Raw genomic sequence first — 24,443 nt, forward strand, 5'->3', positions numbered from 1 at the left:
AATCAAATCTGCTTATATGAAAATATTGGTTGTAGATGATGAAAAGGATATGGAACTGTTGTTTGAACAGCGCTTCCGTAAAGAAATTAAAGAAGGGATTGTTGAATTCGCTTTTGCTTTTTCGGGAGAAGAAGCTCTTTATTATCTTGACCAGCATGACCAGGAAGCAGTGCTGATACTTTCTGATATCAATATGCCTGGCATGAGTGGATTGGAACTGTTAAAACTAATAAAACAGAAGTTCCAATCTCCCCCTCCTGTAGTGATAATGATTACTGCGTATGCTGATGCAGAAAGCTATAATAGTGCGATGAATCTAGGGGCTGATGACTTTATTACTAAACCGATTGACTTTAGCCTTTTGAAAGAAAAATTAAAAATAAAAGTGAATGGCCAAAATATTAGTAGCCGATGATGAACCCGATCTGGAGTTGCTGATCAAGCAAAAGTTCCGGCGCCAGATTCGGGAAAATAAATATGAATTTATCTTTTCCTTAAATGGGAGAGATGCCTTGAATAAATTGCAACAAAATCCGGATGTAGATGTCGTGCTTAGTGATATCAATATGCCGGAAATAGACGGATTAACATTGCTGAACAAAATAAGGGAATCTAATCCTTTGGTGAAAACCGTTATGGTATCTGCTTATGGTGATATGGAAAATATACGCACGGCCATGAATAGGGGGGCTTTTGACTTCGTATGTAAACCTGTGAATTTTAATGATCTGGAATTAACAATAGAAAAAACTATTCAGCATGTCGGCGAATTAAAAGAAACTCTGAAGGCCATTCGTGAAAATCATATTTTAAGGATGTATGTAGATGAGTCAGTGCTAAATTTTATGAGCCGGTTGGAGTTTGAGTCTGCTCTTCTTGCAAATGAAACAATTGAAGCTACAGTGGCATTTATAGACATTTGTAGTTTTACTTCGATCAGTGAAAATCAACCTGCTGATGGTGTGATTAGGATATTAAACAAGTATTTTGATGTAATGGTAAAGGAGATTATTGCACAAGGTGGACATATTGATAAATTCATTGGCGATGCAATAATGGCGGTCTTTCGGGGTGATTTCCATTTGGACAGAGCCATTGAAGCATGTCTTTCCGTACGTTCAGAATTAGAAAAAGTTCCAAAGGAACCTATACAGAACGGTTTTTCTCCAAAGGTTTCCATTGGAGTAAATAGCGGAGAAATGATTTGTGGTAATATCGGTTCAGCAACCCTTCGCCGTTTGGATTATACAGTTATCGGCGATGTCGTAAATACCGCGCAGCGCTTGCAATCAGTTGCCGGTGAAGGACAAATATTAATCTGTTCATCCTCTTATGAGAAAATAAAAGAATCTTTTGAATGTAGAAAAATAGGCGAGTTTACCTTTAAAAACAAAATCCATCCTTCCATAGTGTATGAAGTGTTGAAATGATTTCTTGTTCAACAAATATTTAATAAATACAGCAAGATTATTTATATTCAATCTGTCTTCAGAATGCCACCTAATTGTATTCGACATGCAATTTGAAAAAGCCTATTCTTTTGTAATTAGAAAATTGGAGCTTGAGTTACCAAAGAACCTTGCTTTTCATAATGCTGAGCATACTAAAGATGTGGTTCAGGCGGTACAGCATTTATCAAAGAATGAAACCTTTGCCGACGGAGAGGCAATCCTGTTGTATACTGCAGCAGCTTTTCATGATTCTGGCTTCCTGGAAGCATACGATAATCATGAGGAACAATCCTGCGAACTGGCTAGAAAATTCCTTCCCAATTATGAATTCACACAGCCACAAATAGAGCAGATATGCTCTTTGATTATGGCTACAAAACTCCCTCAGACGCCCAAAGATAAGCTGGCAGCTCTTCTGTGTGATGCTGACTTATTTTATTTAGGTACAGACCGGTATTTCATGATTGCTGAAAGATTGTATAAAGAATTACGGGAAACTGGCTTGATTAATAATCGGGAAGAGTGGAAGGCTAAACAAATTGGGTTTCTCGAATCCCATCAATATTTTACCGAGCAGGCAAAAACAGAGTGCAATGAGGGAAAGGTCAAAAATCTGAATCTGCTCAAAGCAGGTAGTAAGAAGAAACAAAAACCAAAAAGTAAGAAAAGAAGAGAAATTCGTGATTATATTTCAATCATTCTGGGTGCTATCATTGCCGGGTTTGGATTAAAAGGATTTCTGGTGCCTAATTTATTCTTTGACGGCGGCATTACAGGCGTTGCTTTACTGGTGCACGAAATTTATCATTTTGACCTTGCATTGACCACCATTCTTCTGAACTTACCTTTGATTGGTTTGGGATATTTTGTAGTTAGCCACCGGTTTGCATACAAAACACTTTTTTCCGTTTTATTGTTGGGTGCCTGTTTGCTTTTGATCAAATACCCTGTCATTACTTCCGATAAATTGCTCATTTCCATATTCGGTGGTTTTTTTATTGGCCTTGGAGCTGGTTTAGTACTAAGGTCAGGAAGCGCCTTGGATGGGTCTGAAGTATTGGCTCTATATGCCTCCAGGCGCACTTCTTTTACTATTGCAGAGTTTATTTTAGCCATTAATGTTATCATATTTACGTTTGCAGCATTCCGCTTTGGCATTGAAACCTCTCTCTACTCTATTCTTACCTATTTTACCGCTTCCCGCACCATTGATTATGTAATTGAGGGAATAGAGGCTCATACGGGGGTAACAATTGTGTCGGGACATAGTGAAACTATAAAACACCGCATTTTAAATGAAATGGGCAGGGCAATTACTATTTATAAAGGGGAAAGAGGGTTTTTGCCCAATAATTTTGAATTAGGTAAAGATTGCGATATAATCTTCATTGTTGTATCCCGCCTTGAGCTTCGTAAGCTTAAAACCTTGGTTTTTGAAACAGATAGCAATGCCTTCGTATTTGCTAACACCATCCGTGAAGCCGCAGGTGGAATTTTAAGCCGTCGCCAGGATCATTAAAAGATATCTTAAATCAGACATGTTTGTTTCCGCTTCTGGTCCTTTTAATAAATAACTGTTTTATCTCATGTTATTATCTGACTTTTTTATGCTTGCCCAAAAAGTCCAGACTCCAATTTTGCAAACCGGTATTTGACTTGACACAAAATTTATTGAATTAAAATCTTTGTAAATGACGCACAACAGTGCTCTATCCGTTAAGGATACTACTGCTAACCCGGCACCACTTGGACTCTTCGGATTTGGTATGACCACTATTTTATTAAACCTGCATAATACAGGCTTATTCGAAATGAATGCAATGATTCTGGGCATGGGAATTTTTTATGGTGGACTCGCACAGGTTTGCGCAGGTGTTCTGGAAGCCAAAAAAGGAAATACTTTCGGATTGACGGCTTTCACATCTTATGGTTTTTTCTGGCTAAGTTTAGTCGCTCTGATCGTATTGCCTAAATTAGGCTGGATGGCTGCTCCATCCAATTCTGCCATGGCGGCTTACTTAGCAATTTGGGGCATTTTTACTTCTTTACTCTTTATAGGCACAATAAGGATCAGTCGGGCTTTGCAGGTAGTTTTTGCTTCCTTGACAGTACTCTTCTTTTTGCTCGCTATTGGTGATGCTACCGAAAGTATTACCCTGAAGCACTTTGCAGGAGTTGATGGGATCTTTTGTGGATTGGCCGCTGTCTATACTGGTGCTGCTCAGGTTATTAACGAGGTGTATGGCAAAACGATACTGCCCTTAGGGCCAATAGAAAAATTGGGTCCTCTTCAACTTACCCGGAATTCAAAGGAGTCATCAATAGTTAATTAAACGAGTGTCATAATTAAAAGAAATGACAATGCCCCAGTTACTGAATTATGCAACTGGGGCGTTGTTTTTATAGCATAAACACTGATAACTGTTCAAAAAATAAAAACCACAACTGACCTCTATAAACTAAATTTTATATTTGCCAACCTTAAAACAGTTGCATGAGCGAAGAAAAAAGTTTGAATTTTATAGAAGAGATCATTGAAGAGGATCTAAAGAGTGGAAAATATAATTCCATTATAACCCGTTTTCCTCCGGAGCCGAATGGCTATTTACATATAGGTCATGCTAAAAGCATTTGCCTGAACTTTGGTTTAAGCAAAAAATACGGTGGTTACACAAACCTTCGGTTCGATGATACAAACCCTGTAACTGAAGAAACTGAATATGTTGAAAGTATCAAAGAAGATGTAAAATGGTTGGGCTTTGAATGGAAAAACGAGCTTTTTGCTTCAGATTATTTTGAGCAATTGTATGCCTTTGCCCTTACGCTAATTCGCAAAGGACTGGCTTACGTAGACGACTCTTCGGCTGAAGAGATTGCTGCTATGAAAGGTACGCCCACTGAACCAGGAAAAGATAGTCCTTTTCGAAACCGCAGTATCGAAGAAAATCTTCAGCTTTTCGAAGAAATGAGAGCTGGAAAATATCCCGATGGTTCTAGGGTGCTTCGTGCAAAAATTGATATGGCTAGTCCAAACATGCACATGCGCGATCCAGTTATCTACCGTATCAAGCATGCCCATCATCACCGTACTGCTGATAAATGGTGCATCTACCCAATGTACGACTTTGCTCATGGCCAAAGCGATAGCATTGAAAATGTTACACACTCAATTTGTACTCTGGAATTTATTCCCCATCGTGAACTGTATGAGTGGTTTATAAATAAATTGGAAATATTTCCTTCCAGGCAATATGAATTTGCTCGTTTGAACCTCACCTATACAGTAATGAGCAAACGCAAACTACTGCAATTAGTACAGGAGAAATATGTTGAAAGCTGGGATGACCCTCGCATGCCTACAATTAGTGGTCTACGCCGTAGGGGATATACGCCTGAATCGATCCGGGATTTCTGCGACCGCATTGGTGTAGCGAAAAGAGAAAATCTTATTGATGTTGGCCTTCTGGAGTTTTGTGTGCGCGAGCATTTAAATAAAGTGGCCCTCCGGCGTATGGTTGTGTTCGACCCATTAAAAGTGGTCATAACAAATTACCCCGAAACACAAGGTGCTGAAATGCTGGTTGGTGAAGATAATCCCGAAGATCCGGCAAGCGCTAACCGTGAAATTCCTTTTGGAAAAGAATTGTACATAGAACGTGAGGATTTTATGGAAAACCCGCCAAAGAAGTTTTTCCGTCTTTTCCCTGGCGGCATGGTACGTTTGAAACATGCATATATTATCAAATGCGATGAAGCTATCAAGGACGAAGCTGGTAATATCACTGAACTACATTGCACCTATATCCCTGAGAGTAAAAGCGGAAGCGATACTTCTGGAATTAATGTCAAAGGCACCCTGCATTGGGTAGCAGTGCAAAACGCTATAACTGCCGAGGTGCGGCTATATGATCGTTTATTCCAGGTGGAGGACCCTTCTAGTGAAGAAGGAGATTTTAAAGATTATATAAATGAAAATTCTCTGCAAACAGTAACTACAGCTTATGCTGAACCAGCATTGAAAAATGCAAAAATGAACGAACGCTACCAGTTTCTTAGGAAAGGTTATTTCACCTTGGATACAAAAGATACATATGCGCGGTTGGTATTCAACAGGACTGTAACCCTTAAAGATACTTGGGCAAAAGAGCAGAAAAAGGGATAATGTTTTGAAAATTGAAAAAATGTAGCTACCCTGTTTTCTGTTTCCAACTAGGCATAATAACAGAAAACAGGGTATGTGATTATTATGTTATCCTTTCGTGAATCTGTAGCCATCTGTTTCTACGTATTCATTTTGCTTTGTTACTACTGCCTGAACTTTCCCATTACTGATTTCAAATCGGACTGAAAATATTCCATATTCAATATTATTATATTGCATAAGCCATTCTCCATTATCCATGTAAACTAATGTCGCATGCAAATCAGGGTGTGTATTGAAGCTGATTTTTAATTTATTCCCAGTCTGGGTAATAGTGATGGTTCCATATAATTCATTGTTATAAACACCTGTGTAGGAGTTTAATGGTAGCTCCGGCTTTTTATTCTTTATTCTTGCTTTCCAGCCGTCAATATTATTCAGCTGTTCCTCCATTCCTTTTTTAAAGCCGGGCAGCTGTTGCAAACTGCGGTTTACATATGGCATTCCTAAATATGCGTCGAGAATTTGGTAACGTAGCGCTTCAAAGAATCCCTGGTTGTCGTTATTGGTTAAAATCGCAATCCCTAATCTTTCCTCAGGTACAAAACACACATTGCTTACCATTCCGGCTGCACCACCAGTATGGGAATATACAGCACGGCCGTTGTAATCATATGCTGTTAACCCTAATCCATAGCCTCTGAAATGTATTGGAAATATTGAGGATTTGCGGCTACTGGTTATTATATTGATATCCCTGGTCTTTTGTAAGACTTGAAAAGGCAAGATCTGCCGCCCTTTGAAGCGTCCGCTGTCCAACTGCAGCAATAGCCAGTGTGAAAGATCGCTTACATTACTGATAATAGATGCCGCAGGGGCGAGATTATTCCAATTGTCGTAGGGTACTTTCTGCAAAGTTCCTGTGTAGCTTGTTGTATAAGGAGTAGCTGCATTCTTCTGTTCTCCAATTCCTGTTGAAAGTATCATAGTACTTTTCATTTGCAATGGCAATACAATACTATCTCTGATAAAATCTTCCCAGCTTTTGCCAGTTACTATTGGAATTACCTCTCCTGCGGTTAAGTAGCAACTATTGCAATAACCATAATCCTGCCGGAATACTTGTGATGGTTTCAGCAATCCCATGCGTTGCATGATTTCCTGCCTGTTCAGTTTTGTATTCCAAAAGGTCATATCACCTTGGAAGGTTTTAGTTCCAATCCGGTGAGATAGCAAATCCCGTATTGTAACTAGTCTGGTACTTGTGGAATCATACAGTCTATAGTCAGGAAAATATTTAGTGATCGGATCGTTCAAAGAAAGCTTCCCTCTGGTTTCTAAAAGAGATAATGCTGTTCCTGTAAACAACTTCGTATTACTGGCGATCATAAACAGCGTATGCTCGTCAACAGGCTCCCTGGTTTGAATGTTTCGAACACCATAACCCTTTAAAATATCTGTTTTGCCATCTTTTACAATAACAATGGATAATCCTGGTAAAGCCCAGTCTTTCAATCCCTGTTGAATATACTTGTCTAAGCTATCTTTAATAAAGTCGGGTACTTGTGCAGTTGCAATCTGCTTTATAATAATAAAGGAAAGCAACAAGTAAAGCTTTTTCATTCTTAATAAAGAAATGTTGAGTTGTTATTGCCGTATTTACCTGTTCAAGATTTCTTTCGCTTCATAGTTCAACGTATCGAGAACAACTGCATGAATATCTTTTTCTTTTTGATTCAGAATGATTTCTAGCAATTGTTTATTCAAATCTGTGGCCCGGGCGTCAGGTGGTAATACATTGGCAATCTGATTGATCGTGATCATATTCTGATCTTTGAGATTGCGTACAGCCTCCCAGGCAACACGGCTCACATAAATCTGTTGTGAGGAGTTGTACTCAAACTCCTGTTTAATGTTATCTATCAAGACCATTTGCATTTCTTTAGCAGTGTATTGAGGTTGACTCACACGGCTAATCAGGTTAGGGAGAGCAATCCTTTCAGTTAGCATAACAAGTCGCTCATAGGCCTGCAGTTGTAGCGGAATAGAATTGAAAAATTCTTTCGGAGCTTGGATTTTTTTTGGTTTTTTAGATTGAAAGTAACTTACGATAGCAATAAATAGAGCCACAACTGAAATAATAAGTGAAATAGAGGTTTCTTCCATAAATTTTGTGTTTGAAGAAAAGTTTGAAGTATCCTAGGCGTTTAAACTTTTCAGACCGCAAAAATAAAGAAGTTGTGAAACTGCAATTCCATGACAATTGTTTTGTTCAGCTATTAATAAATTTGTTTTATGGAAATAATAACACAATCACCAGTGAGATTTACTGAAGGTGCATTACAGGAATTGATGCGTTTGATGAGTGAGCCAGGCTTTGATAAGTCGAATTATTTACGAATTGGCGTAAAAGGTGGCGGTTGTTCCGGGCTTTCTTATGTGTTGGGATTCGATCAAAAAAAGGATGCTGACCAGCAATATGAGTTTGAGGGGCTTACCTTTATAATGGAAAAAGCACATGAGTTATACCTTTTCGGAATGGAAATTGACTGGCAGGGGGGATTAAATAGTCGCGGCTTTACCTTTAGAAACCCAAATGCTTCTTCTACTTGTGGATGCGGAACCAGTTTTGCCGTATAAGTAAATAGTCAACTTATTTCAGGACTTTTCTTCGACAATCCATACAAGGTCGCCAACTTCTAAAACCGTGGTAGATTCAGGATTTAGAATGCGTTTTCCATTTCTTTCTATCCCTACCACTAAGGCTGTGGCATTTTTTCGAATCCCGGATTCGCTGATTGTTTTATTGACAAAAGGAGAGTCATGCATGATTGTGAACTTTTCTAACTCTACTTGAATGTCTTTTTGACTTTCTAATAATTTCTTATCAGGTCGAAGGATAGCATTCATTTTCTTTTCCTGTACATCTGTACATATGATATATAATTTATCTCCAGGAAAAATGCAATCATCTTTTTTGGGTATGGTAATGGTCAGTCTGCCACGCTTGATCATAGCTATATTGATACCGATCTGTTCCCTCCATCTTAATTCTCCAAGTGTTTTACCAATCACTGCTGATTCTGGCAAAATATCAAATGTTGTAAGATGTGCATCCCAGGGAGCTAGGGCTGCATTTCTTTTGCCTGCTTGTAATTCCATTGCTTTTAACTCTTCTTGTAACTCCTTGTCATTCAGATTACTTATAAACCTTTTTTCCAAAGCATCGTAAAGTGTCTGAATTTTTTTGCGGAGGATACTAAAAAGTGTAGCCATCAATACCGCCGCATATAAAGCTATGGCAAATGAAAAAAATCTGCTGAGTAAAAAGATGATAAAAAACAAGGCGAGACTGAGCTTGATGCCTCGCATCAACCAAATGGGGCCTTTATATTTTTGTTGGGCAAAAATTCTTGCAAATGAGTCTGTTTGCTCGTTTCTGACTGTTAGCCCCCATAAAAAAGGTGCCATCAGCAATAAGGTAAGTGCCGACGCTGCAACAGGTCCAAAACTGTCATCAAGATATATGCCCACCCATGGCAATACATAGTAAGCAGAAAGATAAATAATGGCTATGATGATTACCGAGAATAATATCAGGTTAATCAAAAATTCCTTTATAACTTTCTGCCAGTCGCTCACCGATGTGAGTGTTACTGCTTCAGAGCTATACTTGGCCAACGAAGTCTTTAACCTTTCAGGAAGATTTTTTTCGATCCAATTAAATAAAGGTGTGCTAGCCCTGATAAGATAAGGCGTTGTAAAAGTTGTGATTCCTGATACGGCTACAATTGTGGGATAAAGGAATTCGCTAGTGACTTTTAAGCTATTACCTAGAGCGGCAATAATAAAAGAAAACTCTCCAATTTGTGCAAGACTCATGCCCGTTTGTATGGATACCTTAAGCGTGTTGCCCGAGATAAAGGCTCCAAATCCTGTAGTAAGTATTTTACCTAAAATACAAACCCCTGTAATGAGAAGTATTGGCCCTATATATTCTGCCATCATTCCCAGGTTAATCAGCATGCCAACCGAAACAAAAAAAATCGCCCCGAATAGATCTTTGACAGGCCTTACTAGATGTTCTATGGTTTCTGCCTTTGTCGTTTCTGCAAGCAGAGAACCCATAACAAAGGCGCCAAGAGCAGGAGAGAACCCTGCTTGTGTTGTTAAAAAAACCATCAGTAGGCACATGGCAATGGATACGATTAAAAGAATTTCATCATTCAATATGTTGCTCGCCTTCTTTAACAAAGAGGGAATAAAAAAGATGCCTGTAATAAACCAGAGTATAAGAAAAAAAGCAAGTTTGAGTATGGATATAAACGTATCAATACTGACTACCTGCTTTGTAGTAGTGAATGTGGACAGCAGGACAAGAATGGCAATTGCAATGATGTCTTCAACGATCAGGATGCCGAAGACTAATGTAGCGAACTTTTTCTTCTTTAAATTCAGTTCGTCAATCGCCTTTATAATAATGGTTGTCGACGAAATGGCAAGTAAAGCTCCAAGGAAAATGCTGTCCATAAATGACCAGCCTAGCAATTGCCCTGTTGCATAACCTATTACTGACATACCTACAGCTTCCGCTGTAGCAGCTACAGAGGATGACCCTCCAACATGTACCAGCTTTTTAAAACTGAATTCAAGACCTAGACTGAATAGAAGAAAAATAACACCTATTTCCGCCCATACTTGTACATTATGTACTTCTAGGATAGTTGGAAAAAGCGTGAAATTCGGACTTACCAATATGCCTGCAATGATATAGCCAAGGACAAGCGGTTGTTTCAACTTTCTAAAAAGTAAAGTTATGGCAGCCGCTGCTCCCAGTATCAATGCAAGATCCGTGATTAATGGTGGTAAGTGATTCATATGCTCATAACCATGTTCGATCCAAAAATAAATAAAAGCAACCGTTAAGACGCCTACAGATAATCCTATAAAAAAGCAAAAAGGCCTGTATTCGAATACAGGCCTTTTTAATAAATACTTATCTATAATACTTATGCTGTTGTCTTAGTTTTTACTGGTTCTTTATGCGAAGAAATGAAGTCTTCACCCAACACTTTCTTCCCACCTAAGTCAACCAATACTGGAGCAGCTACAAATACTGAAGAGTAAATACCAACGGCAACACCGATCAGCATGGCAAATGCAAAGCCACGGGTAACCTCACCACCTACCAGGAACAGGATCAGGAGCGTCAGGAACACTGTCAGTGATGTCATAATGGTACGGCTTAGCGTATCATTGATAGCTTTATTAATGATGGTCTCTTTGGTAGCTCCAACCATTTGCTTGCTGTATTCACGAATTCTGTCAAAGATTACCACGGTATCGTTCATAGAGAAACCGATAACTGTTAATACCGCAGCGATAAAGTGTTGGTCAATCTCCAGAGGGAATGGCACAACATCTTTTAAGAATGAGAATACGATCAAGGTTACCAGTACGTCGTGCAATAATGAAACGATAGTACCAAGTGAATATCTCCAGTCGCGGAAGCGAATAAAGATATAAATCGCAATAATCAGCACAGACCAGAACGTAGCCCATTGAGCACCCTTCTTCAAGTCATCGGAAATAGTTGGCAATACTTTAGTTGAACCAAGTACGTGTTGTTGATCAAATTGCTGGTAAGTAAGGTTGGCTGGTAGGTGGTTACCTTTTAAGCCGTCTAAAAGCTTATTTTCAACTATAGAGTCAACACCAGGTTTGGTATCATCAATCAGATAGGCTGTAGTGATATCCAGTTGATTGTTTCCTCCGATTGTTTTAATTACCGGACTTTCACCAAATGCTTTTTCAAGGTCATTTCTAACTTTCTCAACATTTACAGTATGATCAAACTTTACGATGTAGCTGCGACCACCTTTAAATTCAACGCCATAATCAAATCCGTGAATAAAAGCACCAATACCTAATAATAACACTAAGAGTGAAATCATGTAGGCAATCTTTCTTTTTTCAATGATCTTGAAATTGGCATGTTGGAATATACTGCGGGAAATGCCTGTGAAATATGTCAGGTGATGGTTTCTTCTCGTAAAGATGTCAGTTACCCAACGGCTCACCAGGATACCGCAGAAAAGTGATAATAACAAACCTATGATCTGTGTAGTGGCAAAGCCTTTCACCGGACCTAAACCAAAAGAAAACAGGATAATGGCTGTTAATAATGTGGTAATGTGACCATCAAGCACTGGAGGCAGCGAACGATGATAACCATCTTTTACAGCTTGTTGATAATTCTTGCCTCTTGTCAATTCTTCTTTAATACGCTCGTAAATCAACACGTTCGTATCCACTGCCATACCAATAGTCAGTACCAGACCAGCTATACCAGGTGCGGTCAATGTTGCTCCCAATCCTGTTAATACGCCAATCGTAAAGAGCAGGTTTAAGATCAGGGCAATGTTAGCCACCCAACCGCTGGTGTTATAATAAACCAGCATAAGGATGAAGATCACGATGAAGGAGATCGCAAAGGACATGATACCGCCATGGATAGCATCTTTACCCAAAGTAGGTCCAACTACTTGTTCCTGAACGATTTTAGCAGGAGCAGGCAGTTTACCAGCTTTCAGGATGTTGGAAAGGTCTGTTGATTCTTCCGGGGTAAAGGAACCAGAGATGCTGGAGTTTCCTCCCTCAATTACATCATTTACTCGTGGCGCCGAATAAACAATGTTATCAAGAACAATGGCAATGAAGCGACCTTTATTAGCACGGGTAAGATCAGCCCATGTGCGGGCACCAGCAGGATTCATCTTCATGCTAACTTCTGGCTGGCCAGTAGTAGGATTGAAGTCTGAACGGGCTTCAACTACAGCTTCACCTTCCAGCGGCGCCTTTTCTCTGCCTTTAGTTTTCACACCATATAAAGCGACAAAGTTTGCTTTTTTGTTTTCTTTGTTTGTTTCAGGAATGCCATACATCCAAACTAAATCAGCAGGGAAGTTGGAACTTACTGCAGGATTCTCAAGGTAACTTCTTACAATTCCTGTATCACGGATAGCAACAAGACCGATTTGACCATTATCAACAGGTTGTCCGGTTTGAGGATTTACCATGAAGCTGATATATTGCCATAATGTTTTTCTGCTGGCAGTATCTTCTTTAACTTTTGGAGCTGCAGCTGTTTTTTGGCCTAGTTCTTCAGAGAGACGGCCGGCTGCAGTATCTTTTTTGCTGGTATCAGCACTTGTCGTAGTATCAGTTTTTGCTGTTGTTGTATCAGCTTCTGGTGCTTTTACACTTTTTCCGCCCATTAAAGAATTGAAAGCTTCATCCGCTTTTCCAATGCTTGGAGCGATTTCACTGATGTTATACACTTCCCAAAACTGAAGATTGGCTGAAGATTGTAAATACTTGCGAACACGCTCCTGATCTTGAATACCAGGCAGTTCTACAGTAATAATACCACGTTCACGATCTGGATTAATGTTAGGCTGAGCAACTCCAAACTGGTCAATCCGGGTACGTAATACGCGGAATGTACGATCAAATGCATCATTTGCTTCCTGGCGGATTTGGCTAATTACTTTATTATCCGAATCAGTGATTTTAATTTTATCCTGTCCGGCAGTGGCAAACAAGGAAGCCAGTCGGCTATTGGGAGCAATCTTTTTGTATTCTTCAGCAAAAAGAGTAACAAAGTCGGCATTGCTGTTGGCTTTACGCAGGTTGGCATTTTCCAGAGCTTTCAGGAAGTTAGGATCTTTTGAGTTGTTCGCCATAGAGCGAAGCAAACCAGACAACTCAACTTCCATCGTTACGTTAATGCCCCCTTGGAGGTCAAGACCAAGGTTTAATTCATTTTCTTTGGCCTGCTGATAAGAGATAGGCCCTTGGATTCCGTAGTGAACAGTTTCATCTTTAGTGCTGTCCAACAATCTTTTCAGGCGCTCTTTGAATGCCAGTTCTTTTGTAGTGGAGTCAGCATTAGGGAAATTTGCGGAAACAAATTGGTTTGCCTTTGCTTCCATCTTGTTTTCATGACTACGTACTACCCATGTGAATGAGAGTTCGTAGATAGAATAGAGGATTAATAGAACAGTGAAAAATCGGACCAGGCCTTTCAATTGCATACACAGTATTTTTTAAGAGGGGCAAATATAGTTTTTTCAGATTACATTCCTTTCTTAAATAACAACCCTTTTAGAGAGTAAAATGAGCCTCCATAACGGGATTTATAGATCTAAATAAAGTATTTATAGATGAAATCCTGCTGACTTGACCACGAATCTGGTCCCTGCTGATAAAAATCATAATTCTAAACTCCTTAATTTTGCCCCCCAAAAATTACCTCAATGGAAATCTCATCGCTGTTAAAACGTTTTAACGAACCCGAAACCCTGAAAATGGCCAAATTGGGCCGTGAATTGCGGGCTCAGGGACATGATGTAATTGATCTGAGTGTTGGTGAACCAGATTTTGATGTGCCAGCACATATTAAAGAAGCTGCAAAAAAGGCTATTGATGACAATTGGAGCCATTATTCTCCGGTTCCTGGCTATCCTGATCTTCGGGAAGCTGTTTGTCATAAGTTGAAGAGAGATAATAATCTTGACTATACAATTGAAAATATCGTAGTTTCAACAGGCGCAAAACAAAGCCTTGCAAATGTCATCTTGAGTATTGTTGACGAAGGCGATGAGGTGATCATTCCCACTCCTTACTGGGTAACCTATGCGGCTCTTGTGCAAATTGCCAGGGGTGAGGTAGTTGAAATCAAATCAAGCCTTAAAAGCGGGTATAAAATTACGCCAAAGGAACTTGAGGCTGCCATTACTCCAAAAACTAAGGCTTTTATGTTCTCTTCTCCTTGCAACCCTAGTGGTTCCATCTATTCTAAAGAAGAGCTGGAAGGTTTGGCCGAAGTATTCCGGAAATACCCCAATATCTATATCATTTCCGATGAAATTTATGAATACATCAACTATGTAGGCGATCATACCAGCATTGCCGAATTGGATGGTATGAAAGAAAGAACCATTGTTGTAAATGGTTTGAGTAAAGGTTTTGCCATGACAGGATGGCGTCTTGGTTATATCGCTGCACCTAAAGATGTTGCCAAGGCTTGTGAGAAGCTCCAGGGTCAATTTACAAGCGGTACCAACTCTGTTGCTCAAAAAGCTGGTGTGGTTGCCTTAACTGCACCCTTGGATGCTACTATAGAAATGGTAAAAGAGTTCGAACGTCGTAAAAACCGTATCGTTGAATTGTTAGGTAAAATCGATGGCCTGGAATTGGCTATGCCTGATGGAGCTTTCTATGCGTTTCCAAGAGTAGATGCTTATTTTGGTAAGAAAGCAGAAAACGGTGACGTGATCAATAATGCTGATGATCTTTGTATGTACCTTTTGAATACGGCTCATGTATCTTCCGTAACAGGTTCTGCATTCGGCAATAATGAGTGCATTCGCTTTTCTTATGCCAATAACATGAATAATATTGAAAAAGCTATGGCGCGCATAGCTGACGCATTAGCAAAGTTGAAATAGTTAGGGTATTATCAGTAGAATTAAATCTTTGGTTTGGTTATAATATTAAAAACCTCCTGAAAAGGAGGTTTTTTTCTGCTGAATGTGTTTAAGGTTGGTTATTCAGCTAACACCAAATGTAAGCTATGGCCAAAATATTTCGCTATATTATTTATTAGTAAGACTTAGAAGTGTTTTGTGGAGTTCTAAGATTTGTGGTATTACCAGTTTCTGTTCATTATTCTCTATAATAAAATCACAAAGACGCATCTTTATTCCCTCGTCTATCTGCTTATTCATCCGCGCCAACACTTCTTCCCGGCTTACGCCGTCTCGGTCCATGACTCTTTTGATACGAAGGTGTTTGGGCGTACTGATGCCAATCACATAATCCAGGCCAGCCACTGAACCACTCTCAAATAGTAGGGCAGCTTCCTTAATTACATAGGGCGCTGTTTGTTGTTCCATCCATTGTTGGGCATCTTTTATGGTTAGTGGGTGTACGAGTTTATTGAGAAGTTGTAGCTTTTGAGCGTCATTAAAAACAATTGCCGCTAGTTTTTGGCGATTGATCTGGTCCCCTGTATAAATATCCTCACCAAAATGTTTTTTCATGCTTTCCATTAATTCTTTATTGGTGTGATACAACCTTTTGGAGACGGCATCTGCATAATAAACAGGTACGTTCAATAGTTCAAAGACTTTTGCAATTGTAGTTTTCCCGGAACCAATTCCTCCGGTTAGACCAATTTTTAACATAAGAAGATCTGTTGATGATCAAAGTTAAATTTGTCAGGTACGGTATTTAATCCGTAAGCTAATACTGTAATTGTATAGAAATAAAAAGGGAAGTGTTGTTTGTACACTTCCCTTAAATATAATTATAATACAGCATTATTTAGTTGCAACTGGTGCTGTAGTTCCCTTGTTTAACTGGTTGGTCCACTCCATTGAAATCGCACTTTTTTCGATCTTGATGTAGCTACCTGGGCTCACTTCTAGATTAATGGTGCCATCCTCGTTTAGATTGTTCACCTTTCCATGGATCCCAGCTATAGTTACTACTTTATCACCTTTTTGAAGGTTATCGATAAATGTTTTTTGCTGCTTTGCTTTTTTCGCCTGAGGACGGATAAAAAACAGCCAGAAAACAACGATCATCAAACCTAAAAAGATGAATTGGAATCCGCCACCCCCTGGTGCTGATTGTAATAAATACATGTTGTGAATGATTAAATGAATAAAAATTTATTGGACTACTTCTACTCTGAAGTTTAATTGGTGATAAGTACTATTTACCGTGTTGGCTAAAACGGATATCATTTTATTATGTTCGCCTTCACTTTGATTATTGCTGTCAAACTTTCCTTTGATAACACTTTCTTCCCCTGGAGCTATTGGCTCTTCTGGTTTTTCAGCAACTGTACATCCGCAGCCAGGGCGAACTTCCTGTATAATCAGGGGCTTTTTACCGATATTTTTAAAACGCCAGGTAATCTCTACTACCTGGCCTTTTTTCACTTTACCAATATTCTGGCTCATCGAATCTAGCCATTGAATAGCGGTAAAATTAGCAGAGTCTGCAATAGCATTAGTTGTCGAGGGAGCAGAATTGGTGGTTTTGGAATCAGTTTGATTGCAGGCGAATAAAACTGAAACAGCAAATGCCAGGATAAGTGGTCGCATATAAAAAAATATTATTAGCCGTGCAAAAGTAATAGAATCCTTGTTTATGCTTTTCTAAAATCAGTTTTGTGCAACTTACCTTGCTGTACCAGTTCCTTATGGATATTATCGAGAATTCCATTTACAAACTGTCCGCTTTGTTGTGTGCTGTATTCCTTCGCCAGGTCTATGTATTCATTAATACTAACTTTTGGAGGAATGGTATCGAAATAAAGGAATTCTGCAACACCCATCTTCATGATGATCATATCGAGAATGGCGATCCGCTCGGCATCCCAGTTTTTGAGTTTAGGAACAATCAATTCTTCAAGGTGTTCAGACTTTTCTGTAACAGTTTGCAGCAAACTTTTGGCAAACTGCATTTTGTCTGGTGATACAATTTCGCGGAAATTTAATGATCCTGGCTTATGTATATAGCTCTTCAGCAGTTGAATAACCATGTCTGAATCATCATTCCAGTTAATAAAAAGTTCATCCATATGCGCTTCAAACAATTCACTTGGAAGCAATAATTCTTCTAAAATAAAATCTAATATGGCCTTTTCATCTTGGTTATTTCTTTCTGGCGTCGAAATGTACTTTTTATATTCAGGCGTCTCACACAACTGCACATAAAACTTTCGAACCAATTCCTTGTCTAGCTTTTGCTGTGGTTTTATCGTTCCCAGGAGGGCTCCATAAGATACATCCTCCTTGATACGCCATATAATTTCATTGCCTGAAATTTTGGTATTGACATTGAGGTCCTCATTACTTGGAAGATGCTTTGAGGAACGAACAAATGCATCAGTTTCTGCATATGCCGGGATTTCAGTGAAAAAGTGAATGAGGTAGACTAGTAATTCCGTAGATTGATCAAAATGCTTTTGCAGTAGTCTGGCCGGCTCTCCAGGTTTAACTTCCTGTTCCAGGGTGGCTATCGTATATAGTGCCTGCATCACCTTCACCCTTATATTTCTTCTGCTAATCATAGAACTGTTTAAGCCGGCGAAGATAGTAAAGTTTAGGGTTTATTGGGTTGAGGTTTCTAGTTTGCTCTGACACCTGGGAAGGAAACTGATACATACCAACTGCCAGAAAATGGCATGCGTCTGCTATATTTGGGAATTTTTTAATCAATTGTGGGTGAACTGAAAATTTGACACAAACACTGAACTTTTTTTCTCCTTTTGTGCTTTCTTTTTTTCTAAAAGCATTGTTAATGGCTGAAAACTGAAATTTTTTCCGTTTCTGGTGCGCTGGCATAATTATCGTTTACCTTTGGCCGTCCCTGCTCAAGGGTGATTATAATCATTTCACTTAAAAACTAAAATCACATACGTATGGCTAACAAACTGAATGTTACCCCTCTGCACGACAGAGTGATCGTGAAACCGGCTGCTGCAGAAGAAAAGACTGCCGGTGGTATCATTATTCCTGACACAGCTAAAGAAAAACCGCAGCGTGGTACTGTAATTGCCGCTGGTCCTGGTAAAAAAGATGAGCCTGTTACCGTAAAGGAAGGCGACATTGTATTGTATGGCAAGTATGCTGGAACTGAGATCTCCATCGAAGGTGAAGATTTCCTGATCATGAGAGAAAGTGACATTCTGGCAATAGTGTAAATTAAACTTCGCAAACGGAGTTGAATGAGCTTTCATTAGGATTGAATCAAATCGTAATTCTAAAATCGTAAATCGTAAATCGTAAATTAATTAATATGGCAAAACAATTGTTTTTTGATACCGATGCCCGCAATAAAATGAAAAAGGGCGTTGATGCTTTAGCAAATGCTGTAAAAGTTACATTAGGCCCTAAAGGACGCAATGTTGTAATCGAGAAAAAATTCGGTGCTCCTTCTGTTACAAAAGACGGTGTATCTGTAGCAAAAGAAATTGAATTAGAAGACGCCATTGAAAATATGGGCGCTCAAATGGTAAAAGAAGTAGCTTCTAAAACAGCTGATGTTGCTGGTGATGGTACTACTACTGCAACTGTTTTGGCTCAGTCAATTATCACTGAAGGTTTAAAGAACGTAGCCGCTGGTGCCAATCCAATGGACCTGAAACGTGGTATTGAAAAAGCTGTTCGTGTTGTTGTTGAAAACCTGCGCGCACAGTCCCAGTCAGTTGGTGATGACAACAAAAAAATTGAGCAGGTAGCTACCATTTCTGCTAACAATGACTACGAAATTGGTAAGCTGATCGCTGAAGCTATGGCAAAAGTTTCTAAAGATGGTGTGATCACTATCGAAGAAGCTAAAGGTATCGAAACCGGTATCGAAGTAGTAGAAGGTATGCAGTTCGACCGTGGTTATATTTCTCCTTATTTCGTAACCAACAGCGAAAAAATGGAAGCAGAACTGGATAATCCTTACATCCTGATCTATGACAAAAAGATCAGCAGCATGAAAGATATCCTCCACATCCTTGAAAAAGTTGCCCAACAAGGTGCTCCTTTAGTGATTATCTCTGAAGACCTGGAAGGGGAAGCTTTGGCTACTCTGGTTGTAAACAAACTGCGCGGAACTTTAAAAGTTGCTGCTGTTAAAGCTCCTGGCTTCGGAGACCGCAGAAAAGAAATGCTCCAGGACATCGCTATCCTTACAAAAGGTATCGTGATTTCTGAAGAACAAGGTTACAAACTCGAAAATGCTGACCTTACTTATTTGGGTAAAGCTGAAAGAGTGGTGATCGATAAAGACAACACTACTGTAGTTGGTGGCCGTGGCGAAAAAGATGCTATCCAGGCTCGTATCAACCAAATCAAATCTCAAATTGAAAATACTACTTCCGACTACGATCGCGAAAAACTGCAGGAGCGTCTTGCTAAATTGAGCGGTGGTGTAGCTGTATTGAATGTTGGTGCTGCTACTGAAGTAGAAATGAAAGAAAAGAAAGATCGTGTAGATGATGCATTGCATGCTACCCGCGCAGCTGTTGAAGAAGGTATCGTTCCTGGTGGTGGTGTTGCTTACGTTCGTGCTGTTGATGCATTAAGCAGCCTGCAAACTTTGAACAATGATGAAGCTACAGGTGTACAAATCGTACGTCGTGCTTTGGAAGAACCACTTCGTCAGATTGTTGAAAACTGCGGTATCGAAGGTAGCGTAGTAGTAAACAAAGTAAAAGAAGGCAAAGGCGATTATGGTTTCAATGCACGCACTGAACAATATGAAAACCTGATTGGTGCTGGTGTTATTGACCCAACTAAAGTAAGCCGTATCGCATTGGAAAATGCAGCTTCAATTGCTGGTATGTTGTTAACTACTGAATGTGTAGTAGCTGACAAGCCAGAGCCTAAAACTGCTTCTGCTCCTGCAATGCCAGGCGGTGGTATGGGCATGGATTACTAATTCAGCAACTTTACAAGTTAAATTGATAAAAAGCCCCACTTTTAGGTGGGGCTTTTTCATATCCATGCCTGAAAGGAAGATAATTTGTTAAATTTATCATACTTATTATATGTATCTTATTCATTTTCTTTTCTGGTCAGGTTTTTGTCACTTTTTTGCTTCCCTCAACCAAATTGTTGAATCCAAAATCATGACCTATGTTAGTGAGAATCTTTTCATGGCTCAAGAATCAGCTCAACAGGCGCAAGACTAAGCGAAATCAGAAGTTTAATCCGGATAACCCATTTTTGATACAATAGCTTTTATTTTTAAATAATCTTTGTTAAATTCGTAAAGCAAGTTTTTTGATGGAATCCTTTTCCTTTTAACCTGTTAATCTTTCCGGGAAAAACCTGGTATCCTGTCTGGAAAGTATGCCAAGTATGGTATTCGGGTTGAAGCCATCTGTTTGAATTTATTTGAACCCCCTTTTAATACTGGGGGTTTTTTATCATCAATATGCACACATTGGATAAGCGTGAAATGGATGGTGACTTAACAAAATATTGTTTTACGCATAGTCATTGTCGTTAAAAAGAAATACTATATTTACATAGCAAGTTTGAGCCTCGCATTTAGTAAAGCGTATAATTAATCTGTTAAGTTATCTTCTACTCATTAGTTGCCTTTTCTTTCCTGCCTCGACTCAGATGCATTTTTTAATTGATTAAAATCTAAGCATGAACATTTACGTTTCTAATTTAAGCTTCAACATTCAGGATGAAGACTTACAACAATTTTTCTCCGAATATGGCGAAGTAACTTCTGCCAAAGTAATTAACGACAAATTCACTGGAAAGAGCCGTGGATTTGGTTTCGTTGAAATGCCAGACAAAGCAGCAGCTCAAAAAGCTATTGCTGAGTTAGATGGAGGTACCGTTGATGGAAGAACGATCAAAGTTGTTGAAGCAAAGCCTAGAGAAGACAGACCTCAAAAAGGTGGTTTTCGCGGAAATGGCGGCGGTTTCAACAAAAATCGTTGGTAAGATATTGCAATGATAACAACCAAAAGCCCCGGATTTCCGGGGCTTTTGGTTGTTATAGACTTCTGGTTATTGGCTCGCTGATTCAGTTGGCTTCGACATATACTGGCGCATGAAATCAATTTTACCATCTTTATTAATTCGCCAAATTTCGTGCAGCAAGACCGTGGTTTTATTGCTATTCATATCTGTATCTTCTTCTCGTCCCCATACCAAAACCCAATCTTCGTTCCTATCAATACTCTTGGTCGGCATCCAGGCTTCTATTGTGCTCTTGGAGCTGGCAAGAGAGCCCCTGAACTTCTTTGCCAGGTACATAGCAGAATCTCTCCCTTTCACAGACTGACCGTTTGGAAACATCATGAATACCGTATCGGCAAACATATCTGCGTGCCGGTCTGTTACATTGTCATCCCAGTCCTTCCAAATATCCAGTATAAGTTTGCCATGAGCTGGATTCCCAGGCATAAATTTGGAAGAATACTCTGCCGTATAAGGCATGTCTAATTGTTCTGAAGAATATTCAGCTTTAACCTTCGTCTCTTTTTTATCTGATTTCGCTTTAGCATTTTTCATTTTCTGGTCTTGTGTAAAGGCAATAGAGCAAAAAAGAAGCAACAAAGCTGTAAATACTGGTTTCATTTCTAAAGTTTTAAGGATGACAAATAAATAAATGAGGCAGGTTTCAAGAAAGCACAGCGGCGTTTAAAGAGGGGGGAGAATGATGACATTAAATTACAAAACTTTTTATATCATATTGTACTTGGTTCCATTTATGTATCCGTCATCATTTTATTTACCTCTCTGGCAGAAACATATTTATTTTCTATAAGCCAGAGAAGCATGTTTGCTCTTGCTTGTGCTTCTGATCTACCAAAGGTGGTTTTAATGCGCGGATAACTTACATACTTTACTTCTTCACTGTTTTCCATGATTAGTTGAATACCGTTTATAGAGTTGGGTAAAGCTGCACCAAGTTCTGCTACTGTAAAAGCTGAAACATAGTTACCTTCCTCAATCACCCAATCAGCATCTGCCGATTTGAGCTCCAACGCTATAAAATCTGACTGTATTTTAATTACAATGCCTCTATCATTATAATAGAGTAAGCTTTCTTGAATGATGCCGAATTCTTTCAATCGTTTGGCATGTACGAGAGGACATATCTGATCTTTCAAAACCATTACCAAGTATTTATTTCATTTGATGCCCATATTTTTGGCCGCATCCATAAACATTTACATATAGAAACCCTCCATTCCTGGAGCATTTGCCATGAATCAAAGAGTAAGGATCTAACAGAATTGGGATAATTCTAAATGGCTTAGGATGGGGTAGAGGTGGTAATAAAATTGATATAAATGTAAACTATTATTATTAATTTATATTATAGGTAATTATGATGAAAGGTATGATCAAACCTATTGGTTGTTTATACCATCTATACTTAATTTAGCAATACTCAATTAACATTGCAGTCAGTAAAAATATTATAGTATGAATAAAATCAGATGGGGCATACTAAGCACAGCAAAAATTGGCAGGGAAAAGGTAATTCCGGCTTTGCAAAAAGGAAAATATTGCGATGTCATTGCAATTGCTTCTAGAAATATCGAGCAGGCTCAGGCAGCCGCAAAAGCCTTGGGTATCCCAAAGGTTTATGGAACCTATGAAGAGTTATTAAGTGATTCTGATATTAATGCGATCTATATTCCTCTGCCAAACCATATGCATGTGGAATGGGCAATGAAAGCTCTGGAGGCAGGCAAGCATGTATTATGCGAAAAACCCATTGGGCTTTCATCAGCAGAGGCCATTAAACTCCTGGATGCTGCACAACAGATGCCTCACCTTAAAATAATGGAAGCATTTATGTATCGCTTTCATCCGCAATGGCAGCATGTCAAAAAACTGGTAGATGATGGTAGCATCGGAACCCTTAAAACAGTTCAGTCCTTCTTTTCTTATTACAATGTCGACATGAATAACATACGCAACCGGAAAGACGCCGGCGGAGGTGGTATAATGGATATTGGCTGCTATTGTATTTCGATTGCACGCTTCCTGTTTAACAGAGAGCCTGAAAGGGTAGTGGGCACTGTAGAATATGATCCAAACTCGCAAACTGACCGACTTGCATCAGGTATCCTTGACTTCTCGACCGGGACTTCCACATTTACTTGTTCTACCCAATTGATGCCATACCAAAGAGTAAACATTTTGGGTACTGAGGGCCGCATAGAAATCGAAATACCTGTAAATGCACCGCCTGATAAACCAACTCGTATATGGCTTCATTTAAAAGAGGGAACCGAGGAAATTGTGTTTGACCCGGTAGACCAGTATACCTTACAAGGAGATGCTTTTTCAAAGGCAATATTGGAAAATACTCCTGTTCCAACTGATCTGGAGGATGCCATTAATAACATGAAAGTGATCGAAGCTCTTTTCCAAAGCTTTGAGAAGAATACATGGCAGAAACCCTAAATTTCCATTACCATCGCCAGGTTTTAAAACCCGGCGATGGTAACAAAATATACACCATCTATTCTTTTACTAGATTTCCTTCTTGCTGTAATTCTATAAGCAATTTGTCAACAAGTTCTTTGCTCATTGCCTTTATGTTATTGTTATACTGCTCCAAATATTTCCAGGTAAGTTTTTTGGTTGATTGAAATGCCTTCAATGAGATGCCTTGGTCACGGTTAGGAACAGTGACTTCACCTTTTTTAGTTTCGACATTATCTTTCAGCAGCCGGTAAGACACAACCATTTCCTCTGTTTGGGGCTCAATATAAATATGCTCCCAACCCGTGTATGCCACAACAAGAAAGATCATCGCGCCTTTGTCTCTCAGAGAAAAAATGGAGGGTACTTTTTCTATAGTAAGCTCCAGCTTTTGCCCATCTAGCTTTTTCTTCAGACCCTTGACATTAGCATAGGGCAATATCGTATTACTTAAATTAGAAACAGGTATATATGGATTTAAAGTTGACGTAGAGTAAAACTCCCATTGATAGTAAAATAAAGCAGGAATAAACTTGGTTTTGCCCTTCTTTGTTTCAGAAAGCCTGTCTTTAAAAGGTGTTTTTTCAATTTTTACACTGATGTAATCATTGCTTTTTACCTTAGTCGGAACATCTCTATATTGCTGATCGATCCACTTATCCATTTTTCTCGGAGAAAAGCAACTGGAAAATATAATAACAATAAATAGGAGCGCAATAATAATTGTCTGGTAGGAAAAACTAAAGATAGCAGGTACCTGCCGGCCGAATTTTTTAGAGGATAGAGTAATCATAAGGTCAGTTTTGGCTG

The 24,443-nt window shown here is 39.1% G+C and carries 22 protein-coding genes; 11 read left to right on the top strand and 11 right to left on the bottom strand.

From position 1 onward, the window contains the following. Positions 1-16 precede the first annotated feature (16 nt). The 5 genes from OCK74_RS14355 to OCK74_RS14375 all read left to right on the top strand — a co-directional run bounded on the left by OCK74_RS14355 (position 17) and on the right by OCK74_RS14375 (position 5,613). Positions 17-415, top strand: a complete 399-nt coding sequence (locus OCK74_RS14355; RefSeq protein ID WP_279297740.1) for a response regulator — start codon at positions 17-19, stop codon at positions 413-415. Continuing rightward, the gene (locus OCK74_RS14360) at positions 390-1,430 is read left to right on the top strand and encodes a response regulator (protein WP_279297741.1); all 1,041 of its coding nucleotides are present in this window, start codon (positions 390-392) and stop codon (positions 1,428-1,430) included. The genes OCK74_RS14355 and OCK74_RS14360 overlap by 26 nt, the downstream gene beginning before the upstream one ends. A gap of 85 nt (positions 1,431-1,515) precedes the next feature. Further along, positions 1,516-2,970 carry a YitT family protein gene (locus OCK74_RS14365; RefSeq protein WP_279297742.1) on the top strand — a complete coding sequence of 485 codons (1,455 nt, stop codon included), beginning with the start codon at positions 1,516-1,518 and terminating at the stop codon, positions 2,968-2,970. Positions 2,971-3,142: 172 nt separating this feature from the next. Beyond that, positions 3,143-3,784, top strand: coding sequence for an acetate uptake transporter (locus OCK74_RS14370; RefSeq protein ID WP_279297743.1), 642 nt, complete (start codon positions 3,143-3,145; stop codon positions 3,782-3,784). 161 nt (positions 3,785-3,945) lie between these two features. Continuing rightward, a complete protein-coding gene (locus OCK74_RS14375; RefSeq protein WP_279297744.1) occupies positions 3,946-5,613 on the top strand; it encodes a glutamine--tRNA ligase/YqeY domain fusion protein in 1,668 nt (555 codons plus the stop codon). Between the two features lie 87 nt (positions 5,614-5,700). On the opposite strand, the gene OCK74_RS14380 is transcribed toward OCK74_RS14375, so the two are convergent. Next, positions 5,701-7,215: a serine hydrolase gene (locus tag OCK74_RS14380; protein WP_279297745.1), complete on the bottom strand. Its 1,515-nt coding sequence runs from the start codon at positions 7,213-7,215 to the stop codon at positions 5,701-5,703. 36 nt (positions 7,216-7,251) lie between these two features. Further along, positions 7,252-7,758 (bottom strand): DUF7935 family protein, encoded by a 507-nt coding sequence (locus OCK74_RS14385; RefSeq protein WP_279297746.1) that lies wholly within the window; start codon positions 7,756-7,758, stop codon positions 7,252-7,254. 129 nt (positions 7,759-7,887) lie between these two features. On the opposite strand from OCK74_RS14385, the gene OCK74_RS14390 reads away from it, so the two are divergent. Continuing rightward, entirely contained in the window at positions 7,888-8,232 is a 345-nt protein-coding gene (locus OCK74_RS14390) for a HesB/IscA family protein (RefSeq protein WP_279297747.1), read from the top strand. A gap of 18 nt (positions 8,233-8,250) precedes the next feature. Here OCK74_RS14390 and OCK74_RS14395 read toward each other — a convergent pair whose 3' ends face one another. Both OCK74_RS14395 and secDF read right to left on the bottom strand, forming a co-directional pair. Continuing rightward, positions 8,251-10,470, bottom strand: coding sequence for a cation:proton antiporter domain-containing protein (locus OCK74_RS14395; RefSeq protein ID WP_279297748.1), 2,220 nt, complete (start codon positions 10,468-10,470; stop codon positions 8,251-8,253). Between the two features lie 131 nt (positions 10,471-10,601). Then, positions 10,602-13,688: a protein translocase subunit SecDF gene (gene secDF / locus OCK74_RS14400; protein ID WP_279297749.1), complete on the bottom strand. Its 3,087-nt coding sequence runs from the start codon at positions 13,686-13,688 to the stop codon at positions 10,602-10,604. 222 nt (positions 13,689-13,910) lie between these two features. Here secDF and OCK74_RS14405 point away from each other — a divergent pair, with 222 nt between their 5' ends. After that, positions 13,911-15,104, top strand: a complete 1,194-nt coding sequence (locus tag OCK74_RS14405) for a pyridoxal phosphate-dependent aminotransferase (RefSeq protein WP_279297750.1) — start codon at positions 13,911-13,913, stop codon at positions 15,102-15,104. 147 nt (positions 15,105-15,251) lie between these two features. Here the strand turns inward: OCK74_RS14405 and coaE are convergent, their stop codons facing one another. The 4 genes from coaE to nusB form a co-directional block, all read right to left on the bottom strand. After that, on the bottom strand, positions 15,252-15,842 hold the full coding sequence (gene coaE, locus OCK74_RS14410; protein WP_279297751.1) for a dephospho-CoA kinase: 591 nt from the start codon (positions 15,840-15,842) through the stop codon (positions 15,252-15,254). Positions 15,843-15,977: 135 nt separating this feature from the next. After that, a complete protein-coding gene (gene yajC / locus OCK74_RS14415; RefSeq protein ID WP_279297752.1) occupies positions 15,978-16,304 on the bottom strand; it encodes a preprotein translocase subunit YajC in 327 nt (108 codons plus the stop codon). A 27-nt stretch (positions 16,305-16,331) separates the two neighbouring features. Next, positions 16,332-16,769 carry a DUF1573 domain-containing protein gene (locus OCK74_RS14420; RefSeq protein ID WP_279297753.1) on the bottom strand — a complete coding sequence of 146 codons (438 nt, stop codon included), beginning with the start codon at positions 16,767-16,769 and terminating at the stop codon, positions 16,332-16,334. A gap of 44 nt (positions 16,770-16,813) precedes the next feature. Then, positions 16,814-17,740: a transcription antitermination factor NusB gene (gene nusB / locus OCK74_RS14425; RefSeq protein ID WP_279297754.1), complete on the bottom strand. Its 927-nt coding sequence runs from the start codon at positions 17,738-17,740 to the stop codon at positions 16,814-16,816. A 351-nt stretch (positions 17,741-18,091) separates the two neighbouring features. Here nusB and OCK74_RS14430 point away from each other — a divergent pair, with 351 nt between their 5' ends. The 3 genes from OCK74_RS14430 to OCK74_RS14440 all read left to right on the top strand — a co-directional run bounded on the left by OCK74_RS14430 (position 18,092) and on the right by OCK74_RS14440 (position 21,128). Further along, positions 18,092-18,373: a co-chaperone GroES gene (locus tag OCK74_RS14430; protein WP_341483197.1), complete on the top strand. Its 282-nt coding sequence runs from the start codon at positions 18,092-18,094 to the stop codon at positions 18,371-18,373. A gap of 95 nt (positions 18,374-18,468) precedes the next feature. Continuing rightward, entirely contained in the window at positions 18,469-20,103 is a 1,635-nt protein-coding gene (gene groL / locus OCK74_RS14435; RefSeq protein WP_279297755.1) for a chaperonin GroEL, read from the top strand. Between the two features lie 719 nt (positions 20,104-20,822). Beyond that, positions 20,823-21,128, top strand: coding sequence for an RNA recognition motif domain-containing protein (locus OCK74_RS14440; protein WP_279297756.1), 306 nt, complete (start codon positions 20,823-20,825; stop codon positions 21,126-21,128). A gap of 66 nt (positions 21,129-21,194) precedes the next feature. On the opposite strand, the gene OCK74_RS14445 is transcribed toward OCK74_RS14440, so the two are convergent. Further along, entirely contained in the window at positions 21,195-21,767 is a 573-nt protein-coding gene (locus tag OCK74_RS14445; protein ID WP_279297757.1) for a nuclear transport factor 2-like protein, read from the bottom strand. Between the two features lie 131 nt (positions 21,768-21,898). Next, on the bottom strand, positions 21,899-22,309 hold the full coding sequence (locus OCK74_RS14450) for a hypothetical protein (protein ID WP_279297758.1): 411 nt from the start codon (positions 22,307-22,309) through the stop codon (positions 21,899-21,901). A 313-nt stretch (positions 22,310-22,622) separates the two neighbouring features. Here OCK74_RS14450 and OCK74_RS14455 point away from each other — a divergent pair, with 313 nt between their 5' ends. Continuing rightward, a complete protein-coding gene (locus OCK74_RS14455; RefSeq protein ID WP_279297759.1) occupies positions 22,623-23,612 on the top strand; it encodes a Gfo/Idh/MocA family protein in 990 nt (329 codons plus the stop codon). A 58-nt stretch (positions 23,613-23,670) separates the two neighbouring features. Here OCK74_RS14455 and OCK74_RS14460 read toward each other — a convergent pair whose 3' ends face one another. Continuing rightward, positions 23,671-24,426 carry a hypothetical protein gene (locus tag OCK74_RS14460; protein ID WP_279297760.1) on the bottom strand — a complete coding sequence of 252 codons (756 nt, stop codon included), beginning with the start codon at positions 24,424-24,426 and terminating at the stop codon, positions 23,671-23,673. Between the last annotated feature and the right edge of the window lie 17 nt (positions 24,427-24,443).

Source organism: Paraflavisolibacter caeni, from assembly GCF_025628885.1.
Taxonomy (GTDB): Bacteria; Bacteroidota; Bacteroidia; order Chitinophagales; family Chitinophagaceae; genus Flavisolibacter; species Flavisolibacter caeni.